Here is a 15921-nt window from a genome sequence, read left to right on the forward strand (position 1 = left end):
GCGCCATTCACGCACAAGCCAAACGAGGACGGTATGAGCCAAGCGATCCCCCCGCAAAGCCCGACTGGCGTTAAGCCGAAAAAATCCGTGGCGTTATCCGGCGTGCCCGCCGGGAATACCGCGCTGTGCTCCGTAGGGCGCAGCGGCAACGATCTGCACTATCGCGGTTACGACATTCTCGATCTCGCGCGCCACTGCGAGTTTGAAGAGGTCGCCCACCTGCTGATCCACGGCAAGTTGCCCAACCGCGATGAGCTACAGGCCTACAAACACCGTCTCAAAGCCCTGCGCGGCCTGCCCGCCAGCGTGCGCACGGTGCTCGAGGCGTTGCCTGCGGCGTCTCACCCGATGGACGTGATGCGTACCGGCGTCTCGGCCCTTGGCTGCACGCTGCCGGAAAAAGAGCAGCACGGCGCGGCCGGCGCGCGCGACATCGCCGACCGGCTGCTGGCGTCGCTGGGATCGATGCTGCTGTATTGGTATCACTACAGCCACAACGGCGAGCGCATTCAGCCGGAGACCGACGACGACTCCATCGGCGGCCACTTCCTGCACCTGCTGCACGGCGAAGCGCCTTCCGCCAGTTGGGAGCAGGCGATGCACGCGTCATTGATCCTGTACGCCGAGCATGAGTTCAACGCCTCGACCTTCGCCGGCCGGGTGATCGCCGGCACCGGATCCGACGTCTATTCGGCGATCGTCGGCGCCATTGGCGCGCTGCGTGGGCCGAAGCACGGCGGCGCCAACGAGGTGTCGCTGGAGATCCAGCAACGCTATGAAACGCCGGACGAAGCGGAGGCCGACATTCGCCGCCGCATCGACAACAAAGAGGTGGTGATCGGCTTCGGGCACCCGGTGTACACCGTCTCCGATCCGCGCCATCAGGTGATCAAAGAGATCGCGCTGCGCCTGTCGCGGGAGGCGGGGGCGATGAAGCTGTATGACATCGCCGATCGGCTGGAAAGCGTGATGCGCGACACCAAAAAGATGTTCCCCAACCTCGACTGGTTCTCGGCGGTGTCTTATCACCAGCTGGGGGTGCCCACCGAAATGTTCACGCCGCTGTTTGTCATGGCGCGGGTGAGCGGCTGGTCGGCGCACATCATCGAGCAACGGCAGGACAACAAAATCATTCGCCCGTCCGCCAACTATACCGGGCCGGAAGCGCGGGCGTTCGTACCGCTGGATCAGCGCTGAGCGCTGAGCGCCGATCGCTATCGTGTCGTTTTCACTATGGAGCCTTTGGGAATCATGATGCTTGAGTCTGCCAATACCCGCCGTCCGCCGTTCGATCGCGAAATGGTCGATATCGTCGATTATGTGATGAAAGAGGCCGTCGATACCCCGGCGGCGTACCGCACCGCCCACTATTGCCTGCTCGATACCCTCGGCTGCGGGCTGGAGGCGCTGAGCTATCCGGCCTGCAAGAAACTGCTGGGGCCGGTGGTGCCGGGCGCCGAGGTGCTGAACGGCAGCCGGGTGCCGGGTACCCGCTTCCAGCTGGATCCGGTGCAGGCGGCGTTCAATATCGGCGCCATGATTCGCTGGCTCGACTTCAACGATACCTGGCTGGCGGCGGAGTGGGGGCACCCGTCGGACAACCTGGGCGGGATCCTGGCGGTGGCCGACTGGCTCTCGCGCCAGGCGGTGGCGGCGGGCAAAGCGCCGCTGACCATGCGGCAGGTGCTGATCGCCATGATCAAGGCGCATGAGATCCAGGGCTGCCTGGCGCTGGAAAATGCCTTTAACCGGGTGGGGTTGGATCACGTGCTGCTGGTGAAGGTGGCGTCCACCGCGGTGGTGGCGCAGATGCTCGGCCTGAGCCGGGCGGAGATCCTGAACGCGGTGTCGCTGGCGTGGGTGGACGGGCAGTCGCTGCGTACCTATCGCCACGCGCCGAACGCCGGCACCCGCAAATCCTGGGCGGCGGGGGATGCGACCGCCCGCGCGGTGCGGCTGGCGCTGATGGCTGCCACCGGCGAGATGGGCTATCCCTCGGCGCTGACGGCGCCGACCTGGGGGTTCTACGACGTCTCTTTCAACGGCAAACCTTTCCGCTTCCAGCGGCCGTACGGCGCGTATGTGATGGAGAACGTGCTGTTTAAAATTTCGTTCCCGGCGGAGTTCCATGCCCAGACCGCCGTGGAGGCGGCCATGACGCTGCACCGCCAGATGCAGGCCGCCGGCAAAACCGCCGCCGACATCGCCAGGGTAAGCATCCGCACCCACGAGGCCTGCCTGCGCATTATCGACAAGCATGGGCCGCTGGATAACCCGGCGGATCGCGATCACTGCATTCAGTATATGGTGGCGATCCCGCTGCTGTTCGGCCGGCTGACGGCCGCGGACTACGAGGATCGGGTGGCCGAGGATCCGCGCATCGATGCGTTGCGCGGCAAGATCCGCTGCCATGAAGATCCCGCCTTCACCCGCGATTATCACGATCCGGAAAAACGATCGATCGCCAATGCGCTGACGGTGGAGTTTACCGACGGCAGCCGTCTGGATGAGGTGGCGGTGGAGTATCCTATCGGCCATGCGCGGCGGCGCGAAGAGGGCATCCCGCTGCTGGTCGAGAAGTTCAAAACCAACCTGGCGCGCCAGTTCCCGGCTCTGCAGCAGCAGCGCATTCTCGAGGTGTCGCTGGACCGGCAGCGGCTGGCGCAGATGCCGGTCAACGAGTATCTCGATCTGTGGGTGATCTGACGCGAGCGGCGCTGACAAGCCACGTCGGCGCCGCTATGATGGACGCTCCATTCCCGTCCGTCTTCTTATCAGGTGATTCATGATTGATGCCGCAACGCTGTTGTTGTTTTCCGGTGCCTGCGTGGCGCTGGCGCTGACCCCCGGCCCGGATATGCTGCTGATCGCTTCGCGCAGCGTCAGCCAGGGGCGGCGCGCCGGTTTCGCTTCGCTGGCGGGCATTCAGCTCGGCACGTATTGTCACGCGCTGGCGGCGGCGCTGGGGTTGTCGCAACTGTTCGTCGCGGTGCCGCTGGCTTACGACGCGGTGAGAATGCTGGGCGCCGCCTATCTGCTCTATCTGGCGTGGAAAACGCTGCGATCCGGCAGCAGTTTGCAGGCTTCCGCCGGGTTGCAGGCGGTGCCGACGGCGCGCATCTTCCGCCAGGGGCTGTTCACCAATATCCTCAACCCGAAAATGGCGCTGTTCGTGCTGGCGCTGTTTCCGCAGTTTATCGATCCGCGTTCAGGCTCGGTGGTGGTGCAGATGCTGGCGCTGGCGACGGTGCTGAATCTGGTGGGCTTGCTGATTAACGGCGGGGTGATCCTGGCGGTCAGCGGCATGAAAAGCCGCTTTGCCGGCCGCCGCTTCAGCACCCGCTGGCCGAACTACCTGCTGAGCGGGGTGTTCGCCGGGCTGGCCTGCAAGCTCATTTTCGACAGCCGCCGCTAACCCTCGTGCAGCAGTGCTTCAAACGCCGCGCTGGCCGGTTCGTCCGGCAGCGCGCTGTACATCACCAGCCGCAGGTGATTCTCTTCGTCGACGATGAAAGAGGCGTGGTCAAAGGTGACCGGGCCGATTTCCGGGATGGCGAAGCTGCGCCGTCCCTGGCAGCGCCCGTGAATGTCGTGCTGCCGCCAGAGCTGGCGGAACTGCGGCGACACCCGCTCCAGCGCCTGTACCCGTTGGCGCATCACCTCATCCTCCGGCGCGCGAGCGTAGTCGCGGCGGAAGCTGGCCAGGATTTGCGGCGCCTGCGCCCGCCACTCCAGCAGGCGCGCATTGAGCTGCGGATCGGCAAACAGCATCCACAACATGTTGCGCTCTTCCGGCGGGCGTTCGGCGATGGCGAACAGCCGCTGCGCCGCCGGGTTCCAGGCGATGATGTCCCAACTCAGGTTCATGACGTAGGCCGGCCGCAGCGCCAAATCGTCCAGCAGCCGCCGCACCAGCGGCGAGACCTGGCACCACTGATGGCCGACCGGCACCGGCGGGCGCTGATGCGCCAATAAAAACAGGTGGTAGCGGCCGGCGGCGTCGAGCTGCAGCACCCGCGCCAGGTTTTCCAAAAACGCCACCGACGCATTGATTTCCCTGCCTTGTTCCAGCCAGGTGTACCAGGTAAGGCCGACGCCGGCCAGCGCCGCGACCTCCTCGCGCCGCAATCCCGGCGTGCGGCGGCGGCTGCCGCTCGGCAAACCGACCGCCTGCGGCGACAGCTGTTCTCGTTTTTGACGCAGAAAATCCGCCAGTTCGTGGCGAGTGCGCTCGAGGGTGCGTGGGGGCATGGCGGCCGTCCTGTTGCTGTTAGTAATAGTATAAGTGGCTATATAGTAACAGTTTAAAACATGTTTCATACTGCGGCCATCATAATCTCTGGAGGTGGTATGGAACATTCATTATCTCGTGAACGGCGAGGGTTGGCCGGCCTGCCGGTGCTGCTGTTGGGCGGTTTTGTCACGGTGTTCGATCTGTTTGTGGTCAACGTGGCGGCGCCGGTGATCCAGCGAGAATTCGCCGCCGATTTTGCCGGCGTCGGGTTGATCGTCGCCGGTTATGAATTGGCGTTCGGGGTGCTGCTGATCGCCGGCGGGCGTCTGGGCGATCGCTTCGGACGTCGGCGTCTGTTCAGCCTCGGCATGCTGGGATTCACGCTGACTTCATTGCTTTGCGGGTTGGCGGGATCGCTCAGTCTGCTGATCGCCGCGCGTATTCTGCAGGGGGCGGCGGCGGCGGCGCTGTTTCCGCAAATTTACGCCTTGATGCGGGTGCTGTACGAGCCGCAACAGCGGCGGCGCGCCTTCGCCTGGCTGGGCATGACGCTGGGGCTGGCGGCAATCTTCGGCCAGATCCTCGGTGGTTTTATCATCGAGGCCAACCTGTTCGGCAGCGGCTGGCGCATGATCTTTCTGATTAATCTGCCGATCGGCGCGCTGGCGCTGTGGGCGGCGCGGCGCATTCCCGAATCGCGGGTGGCGCAGGCGCAGCGGCTGGATGGCGTTGGCCTGGGGCTGGCGGTGACCGGCCTGTCGCTGTTGCTGCTGCCGCTGCTGGAAGGGCCGGCGCGCGGCTGGCCGTGGTGGATCGCGCCGATGTTGGCGCTGGCAATGCTGACGCTGTGGGGCTTCCTGCGTTGGGAGCGCCGTCTGGCGCAGCGCGGCGACGATGCGGTGCTCGATCCGGCGCTGTTCCGCCAGGCGGGCTTCGCGCCGGGTATGGCGGTGGTGCTGGCGATTTATGCCACCGCTTCCTCGTTTTTCTTGTGTTTCGCGCTGCTGCTGCAGGCGGGGGCGGGGCTGACGCCTTTTCAAGCGGGTAGCCTGTTCGCCCCGGCCAGCGCGGCCTTTATGCTGGCGTCGATGTTGGCGCCCCGGCTGGCGCTGCGTTGGGGCAACCGTGCGTTGAGCGCGGGCGTGGCGATTTACGCCGCCGGGCTGGCGCTGCTGATGGCGCAGGCGCTGTGGGGCGCGGCGCTGGCGCATCCGCTGCGGCTGCTGCCGGGGTTGGTGGTGCTGGGATTCGGCCAGGCGCTGAGCATGACGCCGCTGCTGAATCTGGTGCTCGGTTTGGCGCACGAGCGGCAGGCGGGCATGGCGGCGGGGCTGGTTGCCACCGTGCAGCAGGTGGGGGGCGCGCTGGGCATCGTGGTCAGCGGCGTCGGTTTCGTGCCGCTGCTGGCGCACGGCGGTGCGGCGGAGCGCTATGCCGAGGCCTTTGCCGGCGCCATGGTATTTAATCTGTTGGCGATGGGCGTCGCCCTGATCTTGTTAAACCGGATCACGCGAAATAGTCAGAAAGCGGATCTTAAGTAGGCCGCCGGCGGGTGCTTTACTGTCGTCATGATGAGAAGAGCGTAAGGAGCCACACTGATGTTTCAACCCGCCGCATTTCGCGAAGACGATCTGGATGCCCAACTGGCGCTGGTGCGCGCCCACCCGTTGGGGCTGCTGGTCAGCCACGGCGAGCAGGGATTGACGGCCGATCCGCTGCCGTTTCTGGCCGATGTCGAACAGGGGCAGATCCGGCTGCGGGCGCACCTGGCGCGCGCCAACGAGCACTGGCGGCGGCTGCAGCACGCGGCGGAATGCCTGGTGATTTTTCAGGGGTTGGAGGGCTATGTGTCGCCCGGCTGGTATCCGAGCAAGCGCCAGACCGGCAAGGTGGTGCCAACCTGGAATTACAGCGTGGTGCAGCTGTATGGCGTGCCGAAGGTGACGGACGACCCGGCCTGGCTGCGGCGCCAGCTGATCGATCTGACCGCGCAGCAGGAAGGAGGGCGCCCGGCGCCCTGGCGGCTCGACGACGCGCCGGCCAACTACATCGCCGCGCAGCTTAAAGGCATCGTCGGTATCGAGATCGCCGTCACCCGGCGCGAAGGCAAATGGAAGATGAGCCAAAACCGCAGCGCCGACGATGCCGATGGGGTGATCGCCGGGCTGCGCGACGGCGATGAAACGCAGCGGCGGCTGGCGGAGGAGGTTGAGCGGCGGTGCGGATAGGGTATGCTAACCGAAGAGTGAGCAAGGGGAACCTTCGGATGGATTACACCAAAATTATCAAAGAAATAGGCCGCGGCAAAAACCATGCGCGCGACCTGGACCGGCAGACCGCCTTTGAGCTGTATCAGGCGATGCTGGCCGGGGCGGTCCCCGAGCTGGAGCTGGGCGGCATTCTGATCGCGCTGCGCATCAAGGGTGAGGCCGAAGAGGAGATGCTGGGCTTCTACCAGGCGATGCAGCAGCAGGTGTTGCCGCTGCAAGCGCCGCAGGGGCGGCCGCTGCCGGTAGTGCTGCCGAGCTATAACGGCGCGCGCAAGCAGGCCAGCCTGACGCCGCTGCTGGCGTTGCTGCTCGCGAAAGTGGGCCTGCCGGTGGTGGTGCATGGCGTGCTGGACGACAGCACTCGCGTGACCAGCGCCGAGATTTTCCGCGCCCTGGGGCTGCCGTGGTCGGAACAGGCCGTTCACGCCCAGCAGCGTCTCGATAACGGCGAGGCAGTGTTCATGCCGGTTTCCACGCTGTCGGCGCCGCTGGCGCGGCAGCTCGGGCTGCGTTGGCGCATGGGGGTGCGCAACAGCGCCCATACGCTGGCCAAGCTGGCGACGCCGTTCGGCGAACAGGATGCGCTGCGCCTCGCCAGCGTCTCACACCCAGAGTATGTCGGCCGGGTGGCGTCGTTTTTCCGCCAGATCGGCGCCCGCGGGCTGTTGATGCACGGCACCGAAGGCGAAGCCTACGCCAACCCGCTGCGCTGCCCGCAGATTCACTATATTGCCGGCGGCGAACAGCGCGTGTTGCTGGAGCGCACCTTGCAGGATGAAACGCCGACGTTGCCGGCGGCGAAAGACGCGGAAACCACCGCGCGCTGGACCGAGCGCTGCCTGGCGGGCGAGGTGGCGATCCCGCAGGCCATCCAGCGGCAGGTCGCCTGTTGCCTGGTGGCCGCTGGCGAGAGCGAGACGCTGGAACAGGGGCTGCAGCGCCTGCGTCAGGCCTGAGCGCGACTATACTGGGATATTTCCTCATCGGCAGAGAAGGACGGTTATGCAACAGGCTCTCGATTACTTCAATCAATTGAACCAGGATTACCTCGACGTTCACCGCGCCAAAGAAGAGCTGTTCTGGCAAAACTACATGGGCACCGGCGGTGAAGAGGTGTCGGCGCGCTTTGCCGCCGCGGAAAGCGCCTATAAGCGCTTTATCGCCGAACCGCGCCGGCTGGCGGAGATCCGCAATCTGCTGGCCGGATTGGAAACGCTGCCGCAGGAGGCGCAGCGCGATGCGCTGATCCACGGCCTGCAAGGTTGGCTGCGTTTCTTCGACTGCAACGCCATTGAAGATCCGCAGGCGCAGGCGCTGTTGGATCGGATCATCCACGCCGAATCCGATCTCTACTCGCGCCGCAAGGGCTACCAGGTGACGCATCTGAACGCCGAAGGCCAGCGGGTGGCGGCCTCGCTCGGCGAGCTGTTGACCAACCAGGCGACCAACCCGAACGAAGACTACCGCCGCAGCTCGCAGCAGGCGCTGCGCGATCTGGAGCAATGGCTGCTGCATAACGGCCTGCCGGAACTGATTGGCTTGCGCAACCGCTTTGCGCGCCAGATGGGCTATCGCAACTATTTCGACTACAAGGTGAACAAAACCGAGCGCATGACGCCGGAGCAGCTGTTCGCCATTCTGGATCGCTTCGAGCGGGAAACCCGCGAGGCCAACGCGCGCAGCCTGCAGCAACTGGCGGCCGACAAGGGCAGCCAGGCGCTGGAGCCGTGGAACGTGCGCTTTGCCAGCGCCGGCGACGTCACCCGCCAACTGGATCCTTACTTCCCGTTTTCTCGTTCGCTGGAGCGCTGGGTCGACAGCTTCAAACGTCTGCACATCGGCTTTGGCGGCGCCGAGATGAACCTCGATCTGCTGGTGCGCAAAGGCAAGTATGAGAACGGCTTTATGCACGGCCCGGTGCCGCCGTTTGTGCGCCAGGGGGAATGGGTGCCGGCGCGCATCAATTTCACCAGCCTGGCGCAGCCGGGGCAGGTGGGAAGCGGCGCTTACGGGCTCAACACGCTGTTCCACGAGGGCGGCCACGCGGCGCATTTCGCCAACATTCGCCAGAATGCGCCGTGCTTCTCGCAGGAATTCCCACCGACCTCGATGGCCTATGCCGAAACCCAGTCGATGTTCTGCGACAGCCTGCTGGACGACGCCGACTGGTTGAAACGCTATGCGAAAAACGCCGCCGGCGAAGCGGTGCCCGATGCGCTGATCGAAGCCGGTATCGCGGCGCGCCAGCCGATGCGCGCGTTCAACGAACGCCATATCCTGCTGGTACCGTACTTCGAGTGGGCGCTGTATCAGTGGGATGACGAGCAGCGCACGCCGGAAGCCATCACCGCGCTGGCGCGCGAGGTCGAGCAGAAGATCCTTGGCATCAGCGGCAGCCCGCGCCCGACGCTGGCGATCCCGCACCTGCTGTCGCTGGAGTCCGCCTGCTCTTATCAGGGTTATCTGCTGGCGATGATGGCGGTGGAACAAACCCGCCAGTTCTTCCTGCAGCGCGACGGTTACCTGACGGACAACCCGGCCATCGGCCCGGATCTGGCGCAACACTATTGGTTGCCGGGCAACAGCGTCAGCCATGATGACACGCTGCGCAGCCTGACCGGCGAAGGGTTCAACCCGGACTCTCTGGCGCAGGCCTGTAACCAGACGGTGGCGCAGGCGTGGCGCGAGGCGCAGCAGACGATGGCCGCCGCCGCCGCGCGCCCGCAGCCGCCGGCGGATTTCGATTTGGAGGCGCATATTCGGGTGGTGGACGGCGAGACGGTATTGGCGGACAACGCCGACGGCGACGAACGGATGTGTCGCGATTTCGCCGCGGCGATAGAGGCGCGTTTGGTTTAAGGCTGACAATAAAAAAATCCACGCGGCAGCGTGGATTTTATTTAATGATAAAATCTGGGCGTTATTTTATTCGAAATAGACGTCGGGATTATCGGCCAGGGAAACGAAGCTCTTGGTGTTTCTATCCAGCGTACGAATTTCGCCGCTTTCGATGTCGTACACCCAGCCGTGCAGGCGCAGCCCGCTGTTGCGCAGACCCACCGCAACGGAAGGGTGGGTTTTGATATTATTTAGCTGGGCGATAACGTTCTCTTCCACCATAGCGTTAACTTTGTCTGTTTCGCTATTCCAGGTTTTCTTCTCGACCACCGCTTTGGCCGCATCCGCGTAGTGCAGCCAGTGGGCTACCGCAGGCATGGGATCGAGGCACTGACAGGACGCGATAGCCTTCATGGCACCACAGTTCGAGTGGCCACAAATCACGATATCAGTGACGCCCAGAGCCACTACCGCGTATTCGATAGTCGCAGAAACCCCACCCGGCTCCGGGCCGAAGGAAGGGACGATGTTGCCGGCGTTGCGGATAACGAACAGTTGCCCAGGCTCTTGCTGCGTCACCAGCTCGGGCACCAGGCGGCTGTCAGAACAGGAAATAAACAGCGCTTTGGGATTTTGGCTGGAGGCCAGGCTGCGAAAGAGTTCCTTACGCTGCGGGAAAATCTCTTTCTGGAAACTGAGGAAACCTTCAATGATATGTTGCATACAACGCTCTCTGCATCTGTAGTCTGCGTAATATGATAATCATCCTCTTCCGTTAGTCCAGCAATGGCACGGTAAAAAAATGTGTGTACATACCCCCTGTAAACCCCATTAAATACGGGGTTTAAACCCGTTTCCGGTAGCATTGTCCGGTTCGCTTACGCGTGGGTTGCTGATAAAGCGGGTAGCAAAAAACCGGCTGTCGTGCCCATGCAGCGCTGACGCAAGCGAAGATAAAAAAAGCCCGCCGGGGTGATATCCGGCGGGCTTTTTGGCGTCTGGTGCGGTGATTATTTGTAGATAACCGCGGTGGCGTGCATCAGGTTGTTACCGCTGGTCGAAGTGATGGTGAAGGCCTTGGCGCCTGCCGCATCGGCTTTGGCGGCCAGTTGAGACTTCAGGCTGCTCAGGTCGGTCGCGCCGCTGGCGACGATCACGCCGGCTTTTTCGAATTGGGCGGCATCCTGGGCGCTGACGTGTTCAGCGGCGAAAGTGGTGAAAGAAACGGTGGCCAGGGCGATAGCGGCAGCAAAAGTTTTGATGGTTTTCATGTTCGTCATTCCTGTCAAAGTGAATTAGGGAGAAAGGGGGTTGCCTTTCGATGGGAAGATTATTGCGCAGTGACAGGCGGGATGAAATCGGAGAGTGTTGATGGGTTTGTTCAGATTTTTTGATTGTTAATCCCCCCGTTTATCTTCTGCCTAAACGGGGGAGACGATCAGCGCGTCGGGCGCGCCAAATCGAAACGGTGCTGTTCGGAAATGCCGTAGTAGGCGGTCGGGCCGCCGGCGCGCAGAATAGGTTCGGCAGCGGCGGTCTGGTAGACGCCGTGTTCGTCCAGCAGCGCCGGATCGAGGTGCACCGCCACCACCTCGCCCAATACCAGCCAGGTTTCCACCTGTTCACCGGCGGCGGTTTGCAGCTGAATGCACTGGGTCAGCCGGCATTCGAAGTTAACCGGACTTTCGGCCACGCGCTCGGCTTTGACCCGGCGCCCGGGCAGCGGCGTGACGCCGGCGAAGGCGAATTCATCCTCGCCGCGCGGCAGGGGGATGGAACTGTTGTTCATCGCTTCCGCCAGCGGGCGTGTCGCCAGGTTCCAGACGAATTCGCCGGTTTCCACGATATTCGCCACGCTGTCTTTCCAGCCGGTGCTGGCGAAACCGACGATCGGCGGACGGTAGTTGAAGCAGTTGAAAAAGCTGTAGGGCGCCAGATTGCGCAAGCCGGCGGCGCTGCGGGAAGAGATCCAGCCGATGGGGCGCGGGCCGACGATGGCGTTCAGCGGATCGTGCGGCAGGCCGTGGCCGGCGGCGGGTTCATAATAATAACGAGATTCACGGCTCATGGGGGATCCTGTGGTAATCGATGAGGTTTTCATTGTGCCGGGTTTCCCGCCGCTGCGCCATTGCGGGCGGGATGTGTTATCTTACGCGCCGGAAATACCTTCAAGAGAGCCCGTCACGGTGGAAAAAAAGAAAACCTTCCCGCAGCAGAAAAGCGGCCTGCATCCGCGCAACCGTCATCGTTCACGCTATGACTTCCCGGCGCTGATCGCCAGCTGCCCGGCGTTGGCGCCGTTCGTAAAACCGAACGCCTGGGGCGATGTGTCGGTGGACTTCGCCGATCCGGCGGCGGTGAAAATGCTCAACCGTGCGTTGCTGCAGCACTTTTACGGCATCGAACACTGGGATATTCCGGCGGACTACCTGTGCCCGCCGATCCCCGGCCGCGCCGATTATCTGCACCACCTGGCGGATCTGCTGGCGACCAGCAACGGCGGCGAGATCCCGCGCGGCAAGGGCGTGGCGATCCTCGACGTCGGCGTCGGCGCCAACTGCATTTACCCGATCGTCGGCCTGCGCGAATACGGCTGGCGTTTCACCGGGTCTGAAATCGATTCGGTGTCGCTCAACGCGGCCAAAATGATCGTCGAGATGAACCCGACGCTGCGCAACAGCGTGCGTCTGCGGTTGCAAAAACAGCCTGAGCTGATTTTTAGCGGCATCATCGGCGCGGCCGAGAAATTTGACGCCACCCTGTGCAACCCGCCGTTCCACGCGTCCGAGCAGGAAGCGCGCGCCAGCACCCGCCGCAAGCTGCATAAATTGGGCAAAGGGGAAGTGGTCGACAAGCCGGTGCAAAACTTCGGCGGCAAGAACAACGAACTGTGGTGCGAAGGTGGCGAAGAAGCCTTCGTGCGCAAGATGGTGGAAGAGAGCGTCGGCAAGGCCAACAACTGCCTGTGGTTCACTTCGCTCATCTCGAAAAACACCACGCTGCCGGCCATTTACCATGCGCTGAAGGTGGCGGGCACGGCCGAGGTGCGCACCATCGAGATGGCGCAAGGGCAGAAGATCAGCCGCTTTGTCGCCTGGACCTTCCACGACGCCGAGCAACAGGCCGCCTGGGCAGCCGAACGCTGGCGCTAATCCTTCCGGTGCCTCGGTATGGGAGCAAAGTCCCATACCGAGGGCCGGTTTTCCCCGTTTTATTGACTTATCGCATCAGCATTTCTTAACTGTAGAAATACCAATAAAACCCATTCAGGCAGTGTGCAATGTCTCTTTTCACGATGCAGGAGACAGGCCGCGGTGCAGCCATGCCGCGAACGTAATCCATCACACTGACGGGATTTATTATAATTCCTTTAGCTACGCAACAAGAGGTCGGCGCCTTAATTATCGGCATTTTCGGGCGTTTGCCGACGGCGGCGGAAATCGATTACTACGACAGCGCATTTGATATCGGCAGCCAGCCGCCCGCCTATATGGCCAGTATTTTAATGAGCCAACCCGATGCCGCTTGGATGAACGGCCAAAGCGAATACGACATTCTCAGCCAGGTTTATTTCTCCGTTTACAATACCGCTCCCGATCCGGATTACATCAATGCCTTGCTGCAGCAGGGGCATTTCAACAGCGCTGTCGCTAGCGTTGTCATCGAACTCTTCAACTATCCGGGGGACGATCCGGTAATGCTGGCGCAGCGTGATGCGCTCGATCAGCGCATTGCAGAAGGTTTGTATCCCGGCACTGCAGCCGATGCCGCCGGCGGAAGCGGCGACGCGCAGGCGATGTTTTATCTGCTGCGAGCGCCCTGGCAGACCGATGAAATTGCCCATGACGGCAAGCTGCTCAATCAGGGGGGCAATCTGGCGGCGTTGGCGCAGAGCAAGATTGCCACCCTGCCAATCAACGATCTTTCCGATCATGACTTCATTTTGCATCTGTTCGCTCAGGGATTTGAACGGCCACCGACGGCTCCTGAACTTGCCACTTACCAGCAACGACTGGCGGAGGGCGCGACGCGTGGCGATCTGCTGGTGGATATGATCGCGCAGTTGCGCGGGGTGGTGGCGCCGGAAGATGCTGCGGCTCAACAGCATTTCAATGCGGCGGGCCAGGAATATTCGCCGGGCGAACTGCCGGCGACCGAGTATCTGGAGCAGATAGCGGCGCTGTTCCGTGCATTGCCCGAGCGGGCGGTGGACAGCGCTTCGCTGGACAATTGGAGCAAGACGCTGGCCTCCGGCACGTTGAGCTATACCGAATTGGTCACGGCCCTTCTGGCGACGCCGGAATTTCAGGCGCAGGTCGGTGGTTTGCAGGGCGACGACTTTATTCAGCACGTCTATCAGGCGGTGCATGGCCGGGCGGCGGATGAACAGCAGCTGGAACACTATCGGGCATTGGGCGGCGACAAGGCACTGGTCACGCAGGCGGTGATTGCCGATCTGATCAATGCGCCGCCGGCAGGTGACGTTCAGTATGAACAGTGGATGTTCGCGCGCGATGTCGGCGCCAGCCTGGCGTATAAAACGACCGCTTCTCTCGCCACCAGCGAGGGCGGCGGCAACGCGTCGGGTACGGTGAATACGCATGCTCACCATACGCTGAGCAATGCGGAAACCGCCGTGCTGTTCAGGGTATTCCTGCATGCTGACGCGGACGTCATGGTTGACCTGAGCTATGCCTCGCAGCTTTCTTATCTGATCGTCAATGGCGACGCTGCGGCGGATATCTGGCTGCATAATAACCCTGCCGCTCGGTATGGGGTGGACATGACGGTAAACAATGCCAATGTGATAATGCATGGCACCTATGGCGACGATCGGGTGCAGCTCACCTCGCAGGCCGACCTCGCCGCCGCCCAAGGGCACTTTTATCTGAACAACGGTAATGACAGTCTGCTGTGGGGAGGCAATGCCAATGGCGGCGCCAATCATGTGGGGTGGGTGTTCAGCGCCGATGGCGGTGACGGGCACGATATTTTGTCCGCCAACCTGATCGTCAAAATGACCTCGACGCTCGATCTTTTTGGCGCGCGCATCAGTACGGTGAGCAGCAACGCCGCCAATTTCAGTCATTTCGAACAGATAGATATGGCGGGTTATATCGGCCAGGCGGAAGCCACGTTGACGCAAATCGGTTGGAACGGTTACAGCACGAAAGCGCTGGCGACGAGTGCTCATGTGTTTGACTACGGGGTATTGAGTGGCAACGCCACCGTAGAGGGAACGGACGGCGGGACGATCGTACAGAGCTGGGCGGCGCAGGCGCTTGGCCGTGAGGGATTACTGTTGTCCGGCCGGGCGGATAACGTCAAGGTGATCAACGCCAATGCCGATGCGGCACGCCTTGAAATCAGCGGCATCGGCGATCATGCGGACAGCCGGCTTGAGATAGCCTTCCTTGAGAATGCCACCGCTCGTTTCGACCTGTTGTTATCCGGGCGCGGTAACGCCGGCTCATTGGCGCTTGACTCGCATGGCGATGAAAACCCATTGACGCTGATCGCCGTCACCACCGGCGCCTGGGGAAATGGCGCGCTGACGCTGACGGGGCAAAATGATCAGGTGCAAGACATTACGTTGTCCGGCGGCGCGAATTTCAACCTGACGCTGACCGAGGGGTATACTCAGGTCCGCCTGGTTGACGCTTCGGCCTTCGCCGGTAATGGGTTCACCCTGACGTCCTCTCATGGCGGCAGCGGTGACGGCACGATCATTCAAATGTTGGATTCGCTGCCGTTAAGTGGTGACGCGCAGGCCAAATTGGCGCCGCTGCTGGAAGATCTTGGGCTACAGGGCGAACAGCTGCTGGTCAAAGGCGGGGGAGGCAGCGATCAATTTAACGTGCTGGGAGACACGACGATCGTGGCCGGCGCAGGGAAAAGCCACGTGACGCTGCACAGCAGCACGGCGGCGTCAGGCGTGACGTTAAAAGACTTTTCGCTGACGCAGGGCAGCATCGACGATGTGCTCTCAGGCCTGCGGATCGTTCATGGTACCGGCGGCGGCGCGCTGGCAGATTATGGCGTCAGCGATGCGCAAGGCGTGGAGGCGAGAATCGGCGCCCTGACGGCCGAACAAGGAAGCAGTGCCAGCCAGCTGTTGGCCGCGTTGCTCGATCTCGGCCAGCCCGGCGCGTTGAGCGCCAAGGTCGGGGTCAGTAGCGTTCTCGGCGGGCAAAACAGCAGCTATCTCATTGTCGATAACAATGATGACCACCGTCTGGATGAAGCGGACAGCGTCATCCTGCTTTTGGGACAGGATCATCAAAGTTTGCTCAACGAACTGCGCTATATTCCGGAAATCATGCTCAACGGCACGGTGGTTGAGCCGGAGCCTCTGGTCGCGTAAGGGCAATGTTTTAGCTCAACGGCGCCGGTTATCCTGCCGGCGCCGACAAAAATCCGCATTTTACCTTTCAATTTTCATCACTTACGTTATTCTCAATACGGAATTAATAATAAAAATCTTAGGCTGTTGGTTTATTTAAATTCTAATAATTACTTTACTGAATAAATAAATTCAATCCGGTTAATAGCAATAACCAGAAGGAACGGCGCTGCCCG

Annotated in this window: 13 protein-coding genes; 9 read left to right on the forward strand and 4 right to left on the reverse strand. The window is 62.2% G+C overall.

Features of this window, described 5'->3' with window-relative positions; genetic code table 11:
• The first annotated feature begins 33 nt into the window (after positions 1-33).
• From prpC to SSARUM_RS06990, 3 genes are all read left to right on the forward strand, one after another.
• Positions 34-1197 (forward strand): bifunctional 2-methylcitrate synthase/citrate synthase, encoded by a 1164-nt coding sequence (gene prpC / locus SSARUM_RS06980; protein WP_033646891.1) that lies wholly within the window; start codon positions 34-36, stop codon positions 1195-1197.
• 57 nt (positions 1198-1254) lie between these two features.
• Positions 1255-2706 (forward strand): bifunctional 2-methylcitrate dehydratase/aconitate hydratase, encoded by a 1452-nt coding sequence (locus tag SSARUM_RS06985; RefSeq protein WP_060430588.1) that lies wholly within the window; start codon positions 1255-1257, stop codon positions 2704-2706.
• Between the two features lie 79 nt (positions 2707-2785).
• The gene (locus tag SSARUM_RS06990; protein WP_033646890.1) at positions 2786-3415 is read left to right on the forward strand and encodes a LysE family translocator; all 630 of its coding nucleotides are present in this window, start codon (positions 2786-2788) and stop codon (positions 3413-3415) included.
• Here SSARUM_RS06990 and SSARUM_RS06995 read toward each other — a convergent pair.
• The gene (locus tag SSARUM_RS06995; RefSeq protein ID WP_033646888.1) at positions 3412-4251 is read right to left on the reverse strand and encodes a helix-turn-helix transcriptional regulator; all 840 of its coding nucleotides are present in this window, start codon (positions 4249-4251) and stop codon (positions 3412-3414) included. The two genes, SSARUM_RS06990 and SSARUM_RS06995, sit on opposite strands and share 4 nt — an antisense overlap.
• 99 nt (positions 4252-4350) lie before the next feature.
• Between SSARUM_RS06995 and SSARUM_RS07000 the strand changes: the two genes are divergently transcribed.
• The 4 genes from SSARUM_RS07000 to SSARUM_RS07015 are packed head-to-tail and all read left to right on the forward strand — an operon-like array spanning position 4351 to position 9363.
• Entirely contained in the window at positions 4351-5775 is a 1425-nt protein-coding gene (locus SSARUM_RS07000) for an MFS transporter (RefSeq protein WP_060429760.1), read from the forward strand.
• A gap of 57 nt (positions 5776-5832) precedes the next feature.
• Positions 5833-6462, forward strand: a complete 630-nt coding sequence (locus SSARUM_RS07005; protein ID WP_060429762.1) for an FMN-binding negative transcriptional regulator — start codon at positions 5833-5835, stop codon at positions 6460-6462.
• Positions 6463-6500: 38 nt separating this feature from the next.
• Positions 6501-7460, forward strand: a complete 960-nt coding sequence (gene ybiB / locus SSARUM_RS07010; RefSeq protein ID WP_039566903.1) for a DNA-binding protein YbiB — start codon at positions 6501-6503, stop codon at positions 7458-7460.
• Positions 7461-7506: 46 nt separating this feature from the next.
• Positions 7507-9363, forward strand: a complete 1857-nt coding sequence (locus tag SSARUM_RS07015) for a M3 family metallopeptidase (protein WP_048321377.1) — start codon at positions 7507-7509, stop codon at positions 9361-9363.
• Positions 9364-9429: 66 nt separating this feature from the next.
• Here the strand turns inward: SSARUM_RS07015 and SSARUM_RS07020 are convergent, their stop codons facing one another.
• From SSARUM_RS07020 to SSARUM_RS07030, 3 genes are all read right to left on the reverse strand, one after another.
• Entirely contained in the window at positions 9430-10065 is a 636-nt protein-coding gene (locus tag SSARUM_RS07020) for a carbonic anhydrase (RefSeq protein ID WP_004939270.1), read from the reverse strand.
• A gap of 287 nt (positions 10066-10352) precedes the next feature.
• A complete protein-coding gene (bhsA, locus tag SSARUM_RS07025; protein ID WP_015377148.1) occupies positions 10353-10613 on the reverse strand; it encodes a multiple stress resistance protein BhsA in 261 nt (86 codons plus the stop codon).
• Between the two features lie 167 nt (positions 10614-10780).
• Complete coding sequence (locus SSARUM_RS07030) at positions 10781-11410, reverse strand: flavin reductase family protein (RefSeq protein ID WP_033646882.1); 630 nt, start codon at positions 11408-11410, stop codon at positions 10781-10783.
• 118 nt (positions 11411-11528) lie between these two features.
• Between SSARUM_RS07030 and rlmF the strand changes: the two genes are divergently transcribed.
• Both rlmF and SSARUM_RS07040 read left to right on the forward strand, forming a co-directional pair.
• On the forward strand, positions 11529-12494 hold the full coding sequence (gene rlmF, locus SSARUM_RS07035) for a 23S rRNA (adenine(1618)-N(6))-methyltransferase RlmF (RefSeq protein ID WP_181404983.1): 966 nt from the start codon (positions 11529-11531) through the stop codon (positions 12492-12494).
• Positions 12495-12703: 209 nt separating this feature from the next.
• A complete protein-coding gene (locus SSARUM_RS07040; RefSeq protein WP_060387455.1) occupies positions 12704-15706 on the forward strand; it encodes an autotransporter outer membrane beta-barrel domain-containing protein in 3003 nt (1000 codons plus the stop codon).
• The last annotated feature ends 215 nt before the right edge of the window (positions 15707-15921 follow it).

Origin of the sequence: Serratia sarumanii (assembly GCF_029962605.1) — a bacterium.
GTDB lineage: Bacteria > Pseudomonadota > Gammaproteobacteria > Enterobacterales > Enterobacteriaceae > Serratia > Serratia sarumanii.